The sequence below is a fragment of the Providencia vermicola genome (genome assembly GCF_010748935.1).
In the GTDB taxonomy this organism is placed as follows: Bacteria; Pseudomonadota; Gammaproteobacteria; order Enterobacterales; family Enterobacteriaceae; genus Providencia; species Providencia zhejiangensis.
Map to the genome: position 1 here is coordinate 281,987 of NZ_CP048796.1, position 13,731 is coordinate 295,717.

A 13,731-nucleotide genomic window follows, 5' to 3' on the forward strand; every position below is an offset into this window, starting at 1 on the left:
TCCTATTTTTTAATTGGTAGATAAATAGAAAACTCGGTATGACCGGGCCAACTGGTAAATTCAATTTTTCCTGCATGTTGGTCAACTAAACTATGAACGATGGATAGACCTAATCCCGTGCCACCTAAGCGACCACTTACCATGGGGTAAAATAAGGTGTCTTGTATAGCTAATGGAATGCCTGGGCCATTATCTTCGATATCGATACGTGCCGCTAAGCGATAACGTTCACCTTGCAACATCACTTGAAATGCGGTGCGAGTTCGTAATGTAATCGTACCACCTGTCTCAGAAAGCGCTTGTAACGCATTACGAATAATATTTAGCAGAACCTGCTCAATTTGGTCAGGATAGTATTCAAGGTCAGGCAAGCTTGGATCATAATCGCGGACTAATGTGATGTTGTCTGGTTTTTCTAACGACACCAATCGGACGATATTTTCAGCGCTATGATGAATGCTTTGTTGTGTTTTAGGACCGGGGTATTGTGGGCCTAGTAACCGGTCAACCAAGGCTCTTAGCCGATCTGCTTGCTCAATAATGACTTGTGTATATTCGTTTAATTGTGGATCCGGCAAGGCTTTAGAGAGCAACTGAGCCGCTCCTCTTAGGCCGCCTAAGGGGTTTTTGATCTCGTGAGCAAGCCCTCTGATGAGCTCTCTTGCTGCTAATTGTTGGGCATTTTGTACTTGTTCTTGGCTTAGCCGACGTTGACTGTCTAATTGATAAAGCTCTAATAAAATAAATTGGCTAGAAAAAGGCTGTGCGCTTAACGCCATCACATGGGAGTGATTATTAAACACCAGCGTGACCTCGTTATCGGTAAAACTGTGGCCTTCTTTTAAGCTGTTTAACATTAACTCGTCATTTAAAGAGCAATAACTACAAAGAACAGGTAATGGTGTGCCATATATCTTGCGTTGACTTTGCGCAAGTATTTGCAAAGCCGCGTGATTAGCATAATGAATCACAAGGTCATAATCGACAATTAAGACGCTGTTTAACAGTGAGTTGAGGATGTGTTCTGGTGCTGGCAAATGTTCGGCTTTCATGTAATTCTGCTCCTGCACTATTTTGGTGCATTATACTTGATTTACCCAACAAAGCTGCAACTTGAATAACAATGCCGTCAATTTATCTATTACTAAAAAGTCAGAGAAAAGGCCCCATCAAAGATGGGGCAAATGTTTCACGGCAACAAAGACTAGCAGTGGAACGGCGTGTTACACACTGTAGTACATTTCAAATTCTAGTGGATGCGGCGTCATGCGGACACGTTGAATATCGTTACGCAGTAATTCAATGTAGGCGTCGATAGCGTCATTAGTGAAGACACCACCACGCGTTAAGAATTCGCGATTTTTATCTAATTCATTCAGCGCTTCTTCTAATGAACCCGCAACCGTTGGGATCTCTTTCGCTTCTTCTGGTGGCAAGTCATACAAGTTTTTATCCATAGCATCACCTGGGTGGATCTTGTTGATGATGCCATCAAGACCCGCCATTAGCTGGGCAGCAAACGCCAAATAAGGGTTAGCAGCAGGGTCTGGGAAACGAACTTCAATACGGCGCGCTTTGGTGCTAGCAACAACAGGAATACGGATAGATGCTGAGCGGTTACGTGCTGAGTAAGCCAACATAACGGGTGCTTCAAACCCTGGAACCAAACGTTTATAGGAGTTGGTTGTTGGGTTAGTGAAGGCATTCAACGCACGAGCGTGTTTGATAATACCGCCAATGTAGTAAAGCGCCATTTCAGATAACCCGCCGTACTTATCGCCTGCAAATAGGTTGATACCATCTTTTGACAGTGACATATGACAGTGCATACCTGAACCGTTATCGCCAACTAAAGGTTTTGGCATAAAGGTCGCTGTTTTACCATAAGCATGTGCGACGTTATGCACGACATATTTATAAATCTGAGTTTCATCCGCTTTTTTCGTCATTGTATTAAAGCGACATGCCACTTCGTTTTGTCCAGCAGTAGCGACTTCATGGTGATGCGCTTCAACCACTAAGCCCATTTCTTCCATTGTGGTGCACATTGCAGAACGCAAGTCCTGTGAAGAATCGACAGGCGGAACAGGGAAATAGCCGCCTTTTACGCCTGGACGATGACCTTTGTTACCACCTTCATATTTAGTGCCGGTATTCCATGCCGCTTCAATATCATCGATATGATAGTAGCTGCTGTGCATGCTATTACCAAAACGGATGTCATCAAAGATGAAGAATTCAGGTTCTGGCCCAAATAATACGGTATCCGCGATCCCACTAGAACGTAAAAAATCTTCCGCGCGTTGAGAGATAGAACGAGGGTCACGGTCGTAACCTTGCATGGTACCTGGCTCAAGGATATCGCAACGAATGATCAATGTTGGATCCGCAAAAAATGGGTCAAGCATTGCAGTTGATGGATCTGGCATGAGCACCATGTCAGATTCGTTAATGCCTTTCCAGCCACCAATCGATGAACCGTCAAACATTTTGCCTTCTTCAAAGAAGTCTTCGTTGACTTGATGAGCAGGGATGGTGATGTGCTGCTCTTTACCTTTGGTATCAGTAAAACGCAAATCGATAAATTTTATTTTGTGCTCTTCTATCAGCGATAAAACGTGTTCTGAGGACATCGTCGGCTCTCCTGGTCAGGTCGGTTTTGCAAAATAATCACAGGCAGTTGGATTATTTTTTGCCATTATTTCTGGCTTTTCAGCGTCAGTTAATCAAGGTGTCACTTCTTACATAAAAATATAAGCGAAAAACGTGCCAACTTTTAAAATAGCCTAAATACGGCATATTACAACGTTATGACAAACGGATAAGGAAATAAACAGCAGTAATTGCACTGATATGGTGCAATTTACTTTTTGATTGCACAGATGTAGTGCAATTTGACTAGGATGGGATTTAAATTGACGTAATAAAGTCGATTGATTGGCTATTTAGCCTTGTGCTTGACGTCTAAGCCCAAGGCTGTTCATTTTATAAAAATGGCTAAATAACAACATTATTCATCGATATTGTCAGTCAGTAATGTGTTTACTTGCTCAATTTGCTGTACTGCATCATTAATGATCTGTGCGATTTGGCGTGTTTGGGTTTCATTCAGTTGCTTTAGCACCATTTTATGGCGCAATAATGCTTTGAAACGGTGAACCGCCATTTCGATTTCTTCGGATAAATTACCGCCGTGCTGCATGTCGCGAGCTTTGGTTAATTTACGGAAAATAGTGGCCTCAATCTCTTGATTCGCTTTTAAATGTTCGGCACCTTCCGCGGTAATTTTGAAGCTTTTACGATTACGTTCAATTATTTCTGATTCAAGAAAACCTTGCTCTTCAAGTAACGTTAGCGTTGGGTAAACGACCCCAGGGCTTGGTACATATAAACCACTGGACGCTTCTTGAATATCTTTAATAATTTCATAGCCATAGCTTGGTTTTTTGGCAACTAATGACAGCACCATAATGTGCAAATCACCATGGTCGAATAAACGACGTAATCCACGTCCACGACCTTTATGACGACCTTCGCCATGTCTACGGCCCTTACCATGACAATGACGACCTTCACCATGACCATGATCTTCGCCGTGGCAACATTGATGTCCATGGCCGTCTTCATGGCGTGAATGATAAACATGACGGCAGGTATGAATTCGCATATAATCCTCCTTAATTAGATATATCGAATTAGCTTGAGTTAAATATAAATAGATATATCTAATTAGTCAATTTAGATATATCTAAATCACATTAAAAGGGTCGAAAACTAGATATTGTGCAAAAAAATCTATTTTTTATTCTTTTTTTAGGCGGATAATTAATGGTACAAAGTGTATTACTCTGCTACTTTGTGGTTTTTCAGTACTGATACGGGTTATTTTCTGATATATTCCGCGATTGTTACGCAACTGAATGTTTTTTAGTTAAAAACTTTTTATACAGTGATGGGTTTCACATTTATTCCACTTGTGCGGAAAAACGTGTAAAATAACAGCAAATTAACGTAGAAAGTATGCTTCCTATATCGATTTAGGCGCAATAAAGCATATTCCTTTCCTGTCAATTAAACGGTAAAAATCCTTGTCAATTCAAAACTTAAGAAATATCGCCATCATCGCTCACGTTGACCATGGCAAGACAACACTGGTTGGTAAATTACTACAGCAATCAGGCACGTTCGGTGAACGTGAAACTGTAGATGAGCGTGTTATGGACTCCAATGACTTGGAGAAAGAGCGCGGTATCACCATCCTTGCTAAAAACACCGCGATCAAATGGAATGACTATCGCATTAACATCGTAGATACCCCAGGCCACGCCGACTTCGGTGGTGAAGTTGAACGTGTTATGTCAATGGTTGACAGCGTTCTGCTGGTGGTTGATGCGACTGATGGTCCTATGCCTCAAACGCGTTTCGTTACCCAAAAAGCGTTTGATAATGGCTTAAAACCCATTGTTGTTATCAATAAAGTTGACCGCCCAGGCTCACGTCCTGATTGGGTAGTTGACCAAGTATTTGATTTATTCGTTAACTTAGGTGCAACGGATGAACAGCTTGATTTCCCTATTGTTTATGCATCTGCAATAAACGGTATTGCGGGTCTTGACCATACTGATATGGCTGAAGACATGACCCCACTTTACGAAGCTATCGTAAAATACGTTGAGCCACCAAAAGTTGATCTGGAAGGCCCTTTCCAGATGCAAGTATCACAGCTAGATTACAACAGCTACTTAGGTGTTATCGGTATTGGTCGTATCAAGCGTGGTACAGTGAAACCAAACCAGCAAGTGACGGTGATCGACAGCGAAGGTAACACTCGCAATGGTAAAATTGGTAAGGTACTGACTCACTTAGGTTTAGAGCGTATTGACTCTCAACAAGCTGAAGCCGGTGACATCGTTGCGCTGACGGGGTTAGGTGAACTTAATATCTCCGACACGATTTGTAACGTGGGGAATGTGGAAGCGCTGCCTGCATTAGCGGTAGATGAGCCAACAGTTAGCATGTTCTATTGTGTTAACACCTCACCATTCTGTGGTCGTGAAGGTAAGTTTGTGACATCTCGTCAGATTCTTGACCGCTTGAATAAAGAACTCGTTCATAACGTGGCGTTGCGTGTTGAAGAAACCCAAGATCCAGACGCATTCCGTGTTTCTGGTCGTGGTGAGTTGCACTTATCTGTTCTGATCGAAAATATGCGTCGTGAAGGTTTCGAATTGGCGGTTTCTCGTCCAAAAGTTATCTTCCGTGAAGTTGATGGTCGTAAACAAGAGCCATTTGAACAAGTGACCTTAGATGTTGAAGAACAACACCAAGGTGATGTCATGAAGGCGTTGGGTGAACGTAAAGGTGACCTACGCGATATGATGCCAGATGGTAAAGGTCGTGTACGTCTTGACTACATCATTCCTAGCCGTGGCCTGATTGGCTTCCGTACTGAGTTCATGACGATGACATCGGGTACTGGCTTACTGTATTCAACATTCAGCCACTATGATGATGTTCGTCCGGGTGAAATCGGCGGCCGCCAAAATGGCGTATTGATTTCAAACGGTCAAGGTAAAGCGGTTGCTTATGCACTGTACAGCCTGCAAGACCGCGGTAAGCTGTTCTTAGGTCACGGTGCAGAAGTGTATGAAGGCCAAATCATTGGTATTCACTCACGTTCAAATGACCTGACTGTTAACTGCTTAACAGGTAAGAAATTGACTAACATGCGTGCATCGGGTACTGACGAAGCCACAACGCTGTCGCCACCAATCAAAATGACTCTGGAACAAGCGCTTGAGTTTATTGATGATGACGAGTTAGTTGAGGTCACTCCACAGTCTATTCGCCTACGTAAGCGTCACTTGACTGAAAACGATCGCCGCCGTGCAAATCGTTCAAAAGATGACTAATTATCGTTAGCGAGATAGCTATCATGAAGAAGGCGCCCAAAAGGCGCCTTTTTTATCCGTATAGGCAGATGCGTTAAGGATGGAGTAGAGGATAAACCCCTGGGCCTATTGGTAAGCCGGCATAGTACCAACCTACGAGTAGTAATATCCAAACGCCAAAGAAGACTAATGGGTAAGGCAAAATTAAGGTGTAATAGGTGCCGAGTTGGGCATTTTTGTAATATCGCTGCAAGAACCCTAAAAATAGTGGCAAGAAAGGGGACATAGGCGCTAGCGGTAATACGGCAGAATCTGCAATGCGGAAAACTATTTGGGCAAAAGCTGGGTGGAAGCCTAATAAAACAAACATGGGCACAAAGATAGGCGCTAGGATAGACCAAATCGCCGAGCCACTCGCAATAAACATACATAAAAATGCGGATAAAAACATCAAGCCAATAAACGCAGGAACACCTGTCATCCCTAAATTTTCAAGTAAGTCAGTTAAACCTATTGCCATAAATTTCCCCATATTGCTCCAATTGAAAAAAGCAACAAACTGGGAAAGTGGGAAAACCATAACAATAAAGCCTGCCATGCTTTTCATTGGATCAACTAATAAATCAGGGATATCGTTTGGTTTTTTAATCTGCTTTGTCGAAATACCATAAGTAATAGATACCACAAAGAAGAAAATAATAATGACAGGAACAATGCCTTTAATGAAAGGAGATGGAATAACCGAGCCAGTTTGAGGGTCACGAAGCGGGGCGCCTTCCGGCACAACCATTAACGCAACAATAGCGATAAAGATGAGTGCTGAAAGTCCGCTCATTAATAACCCACGATTTTGTAATGGTGTCAGTTTTTCTAAGCGGTCATTAGAGGTTCCTTCCCATTTTGGTAGCCTAGGCTCAATAAATTTGTCCGTGAGTAATGCGCCAGCAATCGTTAAGACAATCACGGAAGTCGCCATAAAATACCAGTTATCAATCACACTAACATGTAAGTTAGGGTCAATGATCATTGCCGCCTCAGTACTAATGCCTGAAAGTAAAACGTCGGTGGTGACAATGAGTAAGTTAGCGGTGAATCCCGAGCCTACGCCGGCAATAGCGGCGAGTAAGCCTGCAACTGGGTGACGCCCTACCGCAATAAAAATTAATGCGCCTAATGGGGGCATGACGACAAGAGCCGCATCTGATGAAATATGGCTAAAAAACGCGATAAAGAGCACCATGTAACTGGCATAGCGTTTATTAATTCCTGACGCCATTTTGTACATTAAGGCTTGCAATAAACCTACTTTCTCAGCGAGACCCGCCCCGATAACTAATGCGAGAATTGCCCCAAGAGGCGCGAAGCTACTAAAGTTTTTGACGATATTAGGCAATATCCATTGAATGCCTTCAACGCTCAATAAATTCTTAACCGAAACCAGTTCACCGTTAGCGGGATTTTTGACTGATAAATCGAACCAAGACAGTATTGCAGTAGCAACCATTAGGATCGCGAGAAGATAGACGAAGAGAATAAAAGGATTAGGTATTTTATTCCCGACACGCTCTATCCAACGAAAAATAGCACCTGGACTTTTATTCATTGAAGTTGCAGTTTGATTCATGATGTTTTCCTATGTATTTGCAATTATTGTTATTTTTATAATTGTGATGGCGGGCGTTATGATTGTTATTTGCCCGCCAATGTCACGTTACTGCAATTTTGACGGCTTCACGTCAGATGGAATTGGACAGTGATAAGGTTGTTCATCACGCTGACGTTGGAATTCATTTTTTGCTTGAGCAAGTAAGCTGGGTGTCGTTAATAGTTCGACGGCAGTAGCGGCCATAATTTTTCCTGCTAATAACATGCCCTTATGCGCAATGGATGTTCTGCCTTGTGCAACTAATTGCCATGTATGTAGAGGCGTACCGAATGCAAAGCAGGGACTAAAACACTGTGCGGTCGGGGTCACCCAACTGACATCGCCCACATCGGTGGAGCCGTACATCAGTTCTTTTGATTCAACATAAGGTAAAACCTCATCTGTTAGCGCTTTATTGCCTTGACGTTCACCCCAATGAACCGCTTCTTCACCACCACTACGCGCTGCATTTAATTTGGCATTGCGTAAATCATCTTTAGTGAGTGTGGCATGGATCTCCTCGGCAAATTGGCGTTCTTGCGAGTCATATTCAGGAATGCCGTAAGTGGTAATATGTTGGTACATCGCTTTTTCAATCGTACGATTTGGTACATAATTTGAACATGCTTTATCAAAACGAATATCGAGTTCTGTACCTGTCATCAAGGCGGCACCTTTAGCGATATCAATAACGCGTTGATATATATCTTGAGCTTGGTCTAGTTGAGGAGCGCGTACAAGGTACAAGACTTCAGCATCGGCCTGAACGACATTTGGGGAGGCGCCCCCTGTATTCGTCACTGCATAGTGAATACGTGCTTCTTGGATAACATGCTCACGTAAGAATTGAACACCCACATTCATTAAACTGACGGCATCCAGCGCACTACGTCCTAAATGAGGTGAGTTTGCCGCATGTGCTGCAATACCTTTGAAACGGAACGCTGTCTGGATATTGGCAAGTGATTGCACATTAAAAACGCCACTGAAAGATTCAGGATGCCAGGTGACAGCAGCATCTACATCATCAAAGAGGCCTTCTCTTACCATGAAAGTTTTACCAGAACCGCCTTCTTCTCCAGGGCAGCCATAGAAACGTACGGTGCCTGACAACTGGTTTTCTTCGAGCCACGCTTTTACAGCAAAGGCTGAGGATAAGGCGGCAGTGCCAAGTAAATTATGCCCACAACCGTGGCCGTTACCATTTTCAATAACAGGATTAGGTTGACTACAAGCCGAATGCTGACTTAAACCTGCAAGTGCATCGTATTCACCGAGTAAAGCAATAACAGGGGTACCTGAGCCAAAACTGGCGATGAACGCGGTTTCTATATCACCAACCCCTCTTTCAACCTGAAAGCCCTCTTGCTCCAGCGCATCGGCAAGAAGATTAGCAGAAAAGGTCTCTTCAAACCGCGTTTCAGGGTGGTCCCAAATCGCATCGCTTAACTGGGTAAAACGAGTACGATTTTGCTCAATATAATTATTAATAAAGGATGTGAATGTCTTACTCATGAGTTTTGCCTCCAAATTCAGGTAGCGAAAGCGCGATGGTCGCTAAGGTTTTGACGGCAACAGGCATGACATCTTCATCAAAATCAAAGCGCTCGTTGTGGTGACCCGCGCTTAATTCAGTACCGAAAATCATATAGGTTGCTTGTCCACCTTGCGCTTTTGTACGCTCCATAAAATAGGTCGCATCTTCTGAACCCGCAGCTTGAGGTTTATCTTTGATGACGGAGGTCAGCTCAGGGATTTTGTTCTGTGCAAGACCCATAATAAAATCGACCCATTCAGGGCTAGGGTGACTACTTTGTGCCGCTCCCATTAAGTTGATTTTGAAATCAACATCTTGCATTTTTGCTGCACCTTCGATGACATTAAGTGCTTTTTGATACATAAATTCGTTGATTTCATTCGTTTCGCCGCGTGTCTCGACTTTCATTAAGGCGTGATCGGCAATCACATTACGTCCGATACCTGCATTCAGTACGCCAACATTAATACGAGAGCTACCTTCACTGTGACGAGGGATAGCGTATAGGCCAAGTGTCGCTTGAGCCGCAGCCACTAATGCGTTTTTACCTTCTTCGGGCCTTGCTCCCGAATGGGCTGCTTTACCATGAAATGTGACATCAAATTTAGTCGTAGCGAGAAAACTTTTGCTACCGCACACGAGTTCCCCTTTCGGAACACCTGTACCGATATGTATTGCGACAAAAAAATCCACATCATCGACCACACCCGCGGTTGCCATTGATTTTGCTCCGCGAGTTCCTTCCTCAGCCGGTTGGAAAATCAGTTTAATTCGACCTGTTAGCTGTGATTGAAACTGCTTCAATATATGAGCTAAACCAAGGCCAATAGCGGTATGTCCATCATGACCACAGGCGTGCATCATGTGTGAATTACAAGAAGCAAAGCCTTCTGCATGAGGGCGGTGTTGTGCGGTGAGATCCTCATTAAGGTCTAATGCATCCATGTCGACACGAAAGGCGAGTGTCGGTCCTGGTTTACCGGTATCTAATGTGGCAACGATACCGGTAAATCCGCCAGAAAAATGGGGAAGCCATTCTGTTAACGCACCTTGCTCAATAGCGCGTTTTTCTTGTTCGGCAAACTGTTCTGGTGTCGGCAACCCCATACGATCTTCCGCTTTGATAACGTCTTTTCCGAGTTGTAGCTGATAGCCAAGGCGAGCGAGTTCATCTGCGACTCGTGTTGCGGTCCGAAATTCAAACCAACCTGATTCTGCATATTGATGGAAGTCACGGCGCCAAAGTTGTAGTTGATGTGTGATGGACTCAATGGCGTTATTTAAAGAAATCTCCATAATTGTTATCTCTTTTAGTTATCACGATAAAATAGAATGGCTCGGTATAAATACCCAGTACGATTTGATTTTAGTGAAATTAAATTTTATTTAATAATTTCAAAATAATTTAATATGTTGTGTTTCTTTATTTTAATAAATAAAAATAGTTAATAAGTATTGATGTTAATTATTTGTTATCGTCATGCATTGACTGTACACAATCAAAATAGGGTAAAAAAGATACAATTATCTTTGCCTATATAACTAATGGTTATCAGGGAATTCATATGGCTTTGCCAATAAAACTGAATCAGTTGAGAGCGTTTGTCGAGGTAAGTCGCCATGGCAGTATTAGAGCGGCTAGTCGCTTTTTACAGCTTTCTCAGCCCGCATTAACGAAGTCTATTCGTGAATTAGAGGCTTCTTTAGGCGCAAAATTGTTTATTCGCAGTAATCAAGGGATCTATCTGACGGAAAGTGGAGAAAGTTTTTTGCGTCGTGCCAGTATCATTCTTGAAGAGTTACGTGTCGGGCAAGAAGAGATACAGCAGCGTATAGGCTTATCCAGCGGCACGATTAATATTGGGGTTGCAGGCAGTATTGCGCGTTCAGTGATGCCAAAAGTGATTATTCAATTCCATCGTGACTTTCCAAATATCAAAATTCGGATTATGGAAGGACAACTCTTGACGATGTTACCTCAGTTACGCCAAGGTGAGCTCGATTTCACTGTAAATACGTATTATCCCGGTAGCCTAGATGCGGAATTCAATTTTGAACGTTTAATGAGCAAGGAATACAAGGTGATCATGCGTAAAGATCACCCAATGAAGCATGCTACCTCATTAGAACAGCTCACCCACTGTGATTGGACGATGCCAACACCGAAAGGCACTTACTATAAGCAACTGTCTGAGGTGTTCTCTAGGATGGATAAACCGATGAGCTTTAGTGTGACGTGTGAAACCTTGATCGGTTGTATGAGTTTAGTGGCGCAGAGTGATTTCTTGACGATAGTGTCTATCGATACTATTGATGACCCTCTATTTGAACAACAATTCATTGCGCTCGATCTCGCTGAAAAGCTTCCTTATGCGACTTTTGCTCTTGTACGACGTCGGGATCATACGTTATCGCCAGCAGGTGAACATTTGGCGAGATTATTCCGTATCTACTGTCACGATAGAGATGATGGTCACGTGTATTCATAAAAAACAAAAAATAATCTGTAATTAGGGCTGTTCAGTTGTATGAATAATGATTAAAGTGAATTTAGTTAATAACAACGAGGAAACGGTATGCTGTATATCTTCGATATGGGTAATGTGATTATTGATATCGACTTTAATCGTGTATTTGATAAATGGTCAGAACTCAGTGGAATACCGTCTGAGCAAATCAAGTCGCGGTTTACTTTTGGGAATATCTTCCAACAACATGAATGTGGCAAAATCTCAGATATCGAATTTGCAGAAATGTTATGTGAAGAACTTGGCATTACACTCAGTTTTGAAGAATTCGCGGAAGGCTGGCATGCGATATTTATGTCAGTAAGACCAGAAGTGATTGATATCATGGAACGCCTTCGTGAACAGGGGCATCGTGTGGTTGTTTTATCTAACACTAACCGCCTACACCTTGATTACTGGCCTGAACATTATCCTGAAATTGCAGCTTCCTCAGACTTTTTATACTTATCTCAAGACCTGGGGATGCGCAAACCTGATCCAGCTATTTACCAATATGTTCTTGAATCTGAAGGGTTTGATGCAGCTGATGCTATCTTCTTTGATGATGTCGAGGACAATATTAAGGCTGCCGAAGCATTAGGTATTAAAGGTGTCCATGTCGTGAATAAAGACACGGTACCTGAATATTTCCGCACTTATGACTTCAGTGCTGAAGTCGAATAATTGATGAATTATCACCATGGAGTAACCTAAACTGTTACTCCATATTTTTGTCGAGTTATCATGATTGCATTAATACAGAGAGTCGCTCATGCAGCAGTGGTTGTTGATGAGCAGGTGGTTGGTCAAATTGATTCTGGGTTACTTGTTTTGCTCGGTGTTGAAAAAGATGATGATGAACAAAAAGCAAAACGGTTGTGTGAAAAAGTACTTGGCTATCGGATTTTTAGTGATGAACAGGGAAAAATGAACCTGAATGTTCAACAAGCGGGTGGGAGCTTATTAGTTGTCTCTCAATTTACATTGGCAGCTGATACTAAAAAAGGAATGAGACCTAGTTTTTCTGGGGGAGCTGAACCTACGCGGGCTGAACAATTATATGAATATTTTGTTGAGCAAAGTCGCCAACAAGGTGTGATCACTGAAACAGGGCAATTTGCCGCGGATATGCAAGTCAGCCTGACCAATGACGGTCCTGTGACTTTCTGGTTGCAAGTCTAATTCTACTATTAAGGGGGAGACTATGTACCATCTGCGTGCACCGAAAGATGAAGCGGAATTTGATGCTTATTACCAGTTCCGCTGGGAGATGTTACGTAAACCCTTTAATCAACCATTTGGTTCTGAAAAAGATGGTTATGATCTTACCGCTTACCATCAAATGGTTGTTGATGATAAAAATCGTATCTTAGCCATTGGTCGGCTTTATATTAATGCCGATAACGAAGGCGCGATTCGTTTTTTAGCGGTGAATCCAGCAATGCAAGGAAAAGGGCTGGGTAAACTCATTTTGATGGCGTTAGAATCAATTGCGCGGCAAGAAAGTGTCAAACGTATTGTGTCGAGCGTCCGAGAAGAAGCGGTTCCCTTTTTTCGTAAGATAGGCTTTGAAAGCCGAGGTCTGATTGCCGGTGAGCTCAAAACACCTGTTCGTCACTATTTAATGATCAAACCGATCGAGACACTTGACCAGATCCTTCATCGCCCTGATTGGTGTGGAGAGTTACAACAAGCTTGGTATAAATATATCCCATTAAGTGAAAAAATGGGGGTTCGAATTGAACAATATACAGGGCAAAAGTTTATTACCACTATGCCAGAAGCTGGCAACCAAAACCCTCACGAAACGATTTTTGCAGGAAGCCAATTTTCGTTAGCCACCCTGACAGGTTGGGGATTGATTTGGTTATTAATGCAAGAGCATCAACTCGGTGGTGATATTGTATTAGTGGATGCCAATATTCGTTATAGCAAGCCAGTGAGTGGTAGACCCACCGCTATTGCGGATATGTCGCAAATGAGTGGTGACCTTGACCGTCTTGCGAGAGGGAGTAAAGCAAGGGTAAAACTTGAAGTGACAGTGAGTGGAACTAACGGCGAGGCGGGGGCCGTTTTTAGCGGTGTGTATATGGTATTACCCGTTGAGAAAACAGTAAAGTCACTGTAATGCCTTTCGTATATACTGATTTT

General features: G+C 42.7%; 11 protein-coding genes. 5 read left to right on the forward strand and 6 right to left on the reverse strand.

Translation table 11 applies throughout. The features are described 5' to 3' along the window. Positions 1–2 precede the first annotated feature (2 nt). The 3 genes from glnL to G3341_RS01225 form a co-directional block, all read right to left on the reverse strand. The gene (gene glnL, locus G3341_RS01215) at positions 3–1,052 is read right to left on the reverse strand and encodes a nitrogen regulation protein NR(II) (RefSeq protein WP_154624403.1); all 1,050 of its coding nucleotides are present in this window, start codon (positions 1,050–1,052) and stop codon (positions 3–5) included. Between the two features lie 171 nt (positions 1,053–1,223). Next, the gene (glnA, locus tag G3341_RS01220) at positions 1,224–2,633 is read right to left on the reverse strand and encodes a glutamate--ammonia ligase (protein WP_154624404.1); all 1,410 of its coding nucleotides are present in this window, start codon (positions 2,631–2,633) and stop codon (positions 1,224–1,226) included. Positions 2,634–3,010: 377 nt separating this feature from the next. Continuing rightward, complete coding sequence (locus G3341_RS01225) at positions 3,011–3,667, reverse strand: PadR family transcriptional regulator (RefSeq protein ID WP_244316464.1); 657 nt, start codon at positions 3,665–3,667, stop codon at positions 3,011–3,013. Between the two features lie 421 nt (positions 3,668–4,088). Here G3341_RS01225 and typA point away from each other — a divergent pair, with 421 nt between their 5' ends. Beyond that, positions 4,089–5,912, forward strand: a complete 1,824-nt coding sequence (gene typA / locus G3341_RS01230; RefSeq protein ID WP_163860532.1) for a ribosome-dependent GTPase TypA — start codon at positions 4,089–4,091, stop codon at positions 5,910–5,912. A 73-nt stretch (positions 5,913–5,985) separates the two neighbouring features. On the opposite strand, the gene abgT is transcribed toward typA, so the two are convergent. From abgT to G3341_RS01245, 3 genes are all read right to left on the reverse strand, one after another. Beyond that, positions 5,986–7,515: a p-aminobenzoyl-glutamate transporter gene (abgT, locus tag G3341_RS01235; protein ID WP_154624406.1), complete on the reverse strand. Its 1,530-nt coding sequence runs from the start codon at positions 7,513–7,515 to the stop codon at positions 5,986–5,988. A gap of 87 nt (positions 7,516–7,602) precedes the next feature. Then, positions 7,603–9,051, reverse strand: coding sequence for a M20 family metallopeptidase (locus G3341_RS01240; protein ID WP_163860533.1), 1,449 nt, complete (start codon positions 9,049–9,051; stop codon positions 7,603–7,605). Beyond that, on the reverse strand, positions 9,044–10,369 hold the full coding sequence (locus tag G3341_RS01245) for a M20 family metallo-hydrolase (RefSeq protein WP_163860534.1): 1,326 nt from the start codon (positions 10,367–10,369) through the stop codon (positions 9,044–9,046). Before G3341_RS01245 ends, G3341_RS01240 begins: the two co-directional genes overlap by 8 nt. Before the next feature lie 269 nt (positions 10,370–10,638). Here G3341_RS01245 and G3341_RS01250 point away from each other — a divergent pair, with 269 nt between their 5' ends. The 4 genes from G3341_RS01250 (at position 10,639) to fabY (ending at position 13,708) form a co-directional block, all read left to right on the forward strand. After that, complete coding sequence (locus G3341_RS01250) at positions 10,639–11,562, forward strand: LysR family transcriptional regulator (protein WP_163860535.1); 924 nt, start codon at positions 10,639–10,641, stop codon at positions 11,560–11,562. 87 nt (positions 11,563–11,649) lie between these two features. After that, entirely contained in the window at positions 11,650–12,264 is a 615-nt protein-coding gene (gene yihX, locus G3341_RS01255; protein WP_154622469.1) for a glucose-1-phosphatase, read from the forward strand. Between the two features lie 60 nt (positions 12,265–12,324). After that, positions 12,325–12,762 carry a D-aminoacyl-tRNA deacylase gene (dtd, locus tag G3341_RS01260; RefSeq protein WP_154622470.1) on the forward strand — a complete coding sequence of 146 codons (438 nt, stop codon included), beginning with the start codon at positions 12,325–12,327 and terminating at the stop codon, positions 12,760–12,762. A gap of 22 nt (positions 12,763–12,784) precedes the next feature. Beyond that, entirely contained in the window at positions 12,785–13,708 is a 924-nt protein-coding gene (fabY, locus tag G3341_RS01265) for a fatty acid biosynthesis protein FabY (protein ID WP_154622471.1), read from the forward strand. The last annotated feature ends 23 nt before the right edge of the window (positions 13,709–13,731 follow it).

Excerpts from the sequence above, each read along its gene's own strand:
- glnL (WP_154624403.1), bottom strand. The coding sequence starts at position 1,052 with ATGAAAGCCGAACATTTGCCAGCACCAGAACACATCCTCAACTCACTG.
- glnA (WP_154624404.1), bottom strand. The coding sequence starts at position 2,633 with ATGTCCTCAGAACACGTTTTATCGCTGATAGAAGAGCACAAAATAAAA.
- G3341_RS01225 (WP_244316464.1), bottom strand. The coding sequence starts at position 3,667 with ATGCGAATTCATACCTGCCGTCATGTTTATCATTCACGCCATGAAGAC.
- abgT (WP_154624406.1), bottom strand. The coding sequence starts at position 7,515 with ATGAATCAAACTGCAACTTCAATGAATAAAAGTCCAGGTGCTATTTTT.
- G3341_RS01240 (WP_163860533.1), bottom strand. The coding sequence starts at position 9,051 with ATGAGTAAGACATTCACATCCTTTATTAATAATTATATTGAGCAAAAT.
- G3341_RS01245 (WP_163860534.1), bottom strand. The coding sequence starts at position 10,369 with ATGGAGATTTCTTTAAATAACGCCATTGAGTCCATCACACATCAACTA.
- G3341_RS01250 (WP_163860535.1), top strand. The coding sequence starts at position 10,639 with ATGGCTTTGCCAATAAAACTGAATCAGTTGAGAGCGTTTGTCGAGGTA.
- yihX (WP_154622469.1), top strand. The coding sequence starts at position 11,650 with ATGCTGTATATCTTCGATATGGGTAATGTGATTATTGATATCGACTTT.
- dtd (WP_154622470.1), top strand. The coding sequence starts at position 12,325 with ATGATTGCATTAATACAGAGAGTCGCTCATGCAGCAGTGGTTGTTGAT.
- fabY (WP_154622471.1), top strand. The coding sequence starts at position 12,785 with ATGTACCATCTGCGTGCACCGAAAGATGAAGCGGAATTTGATGCTTAT.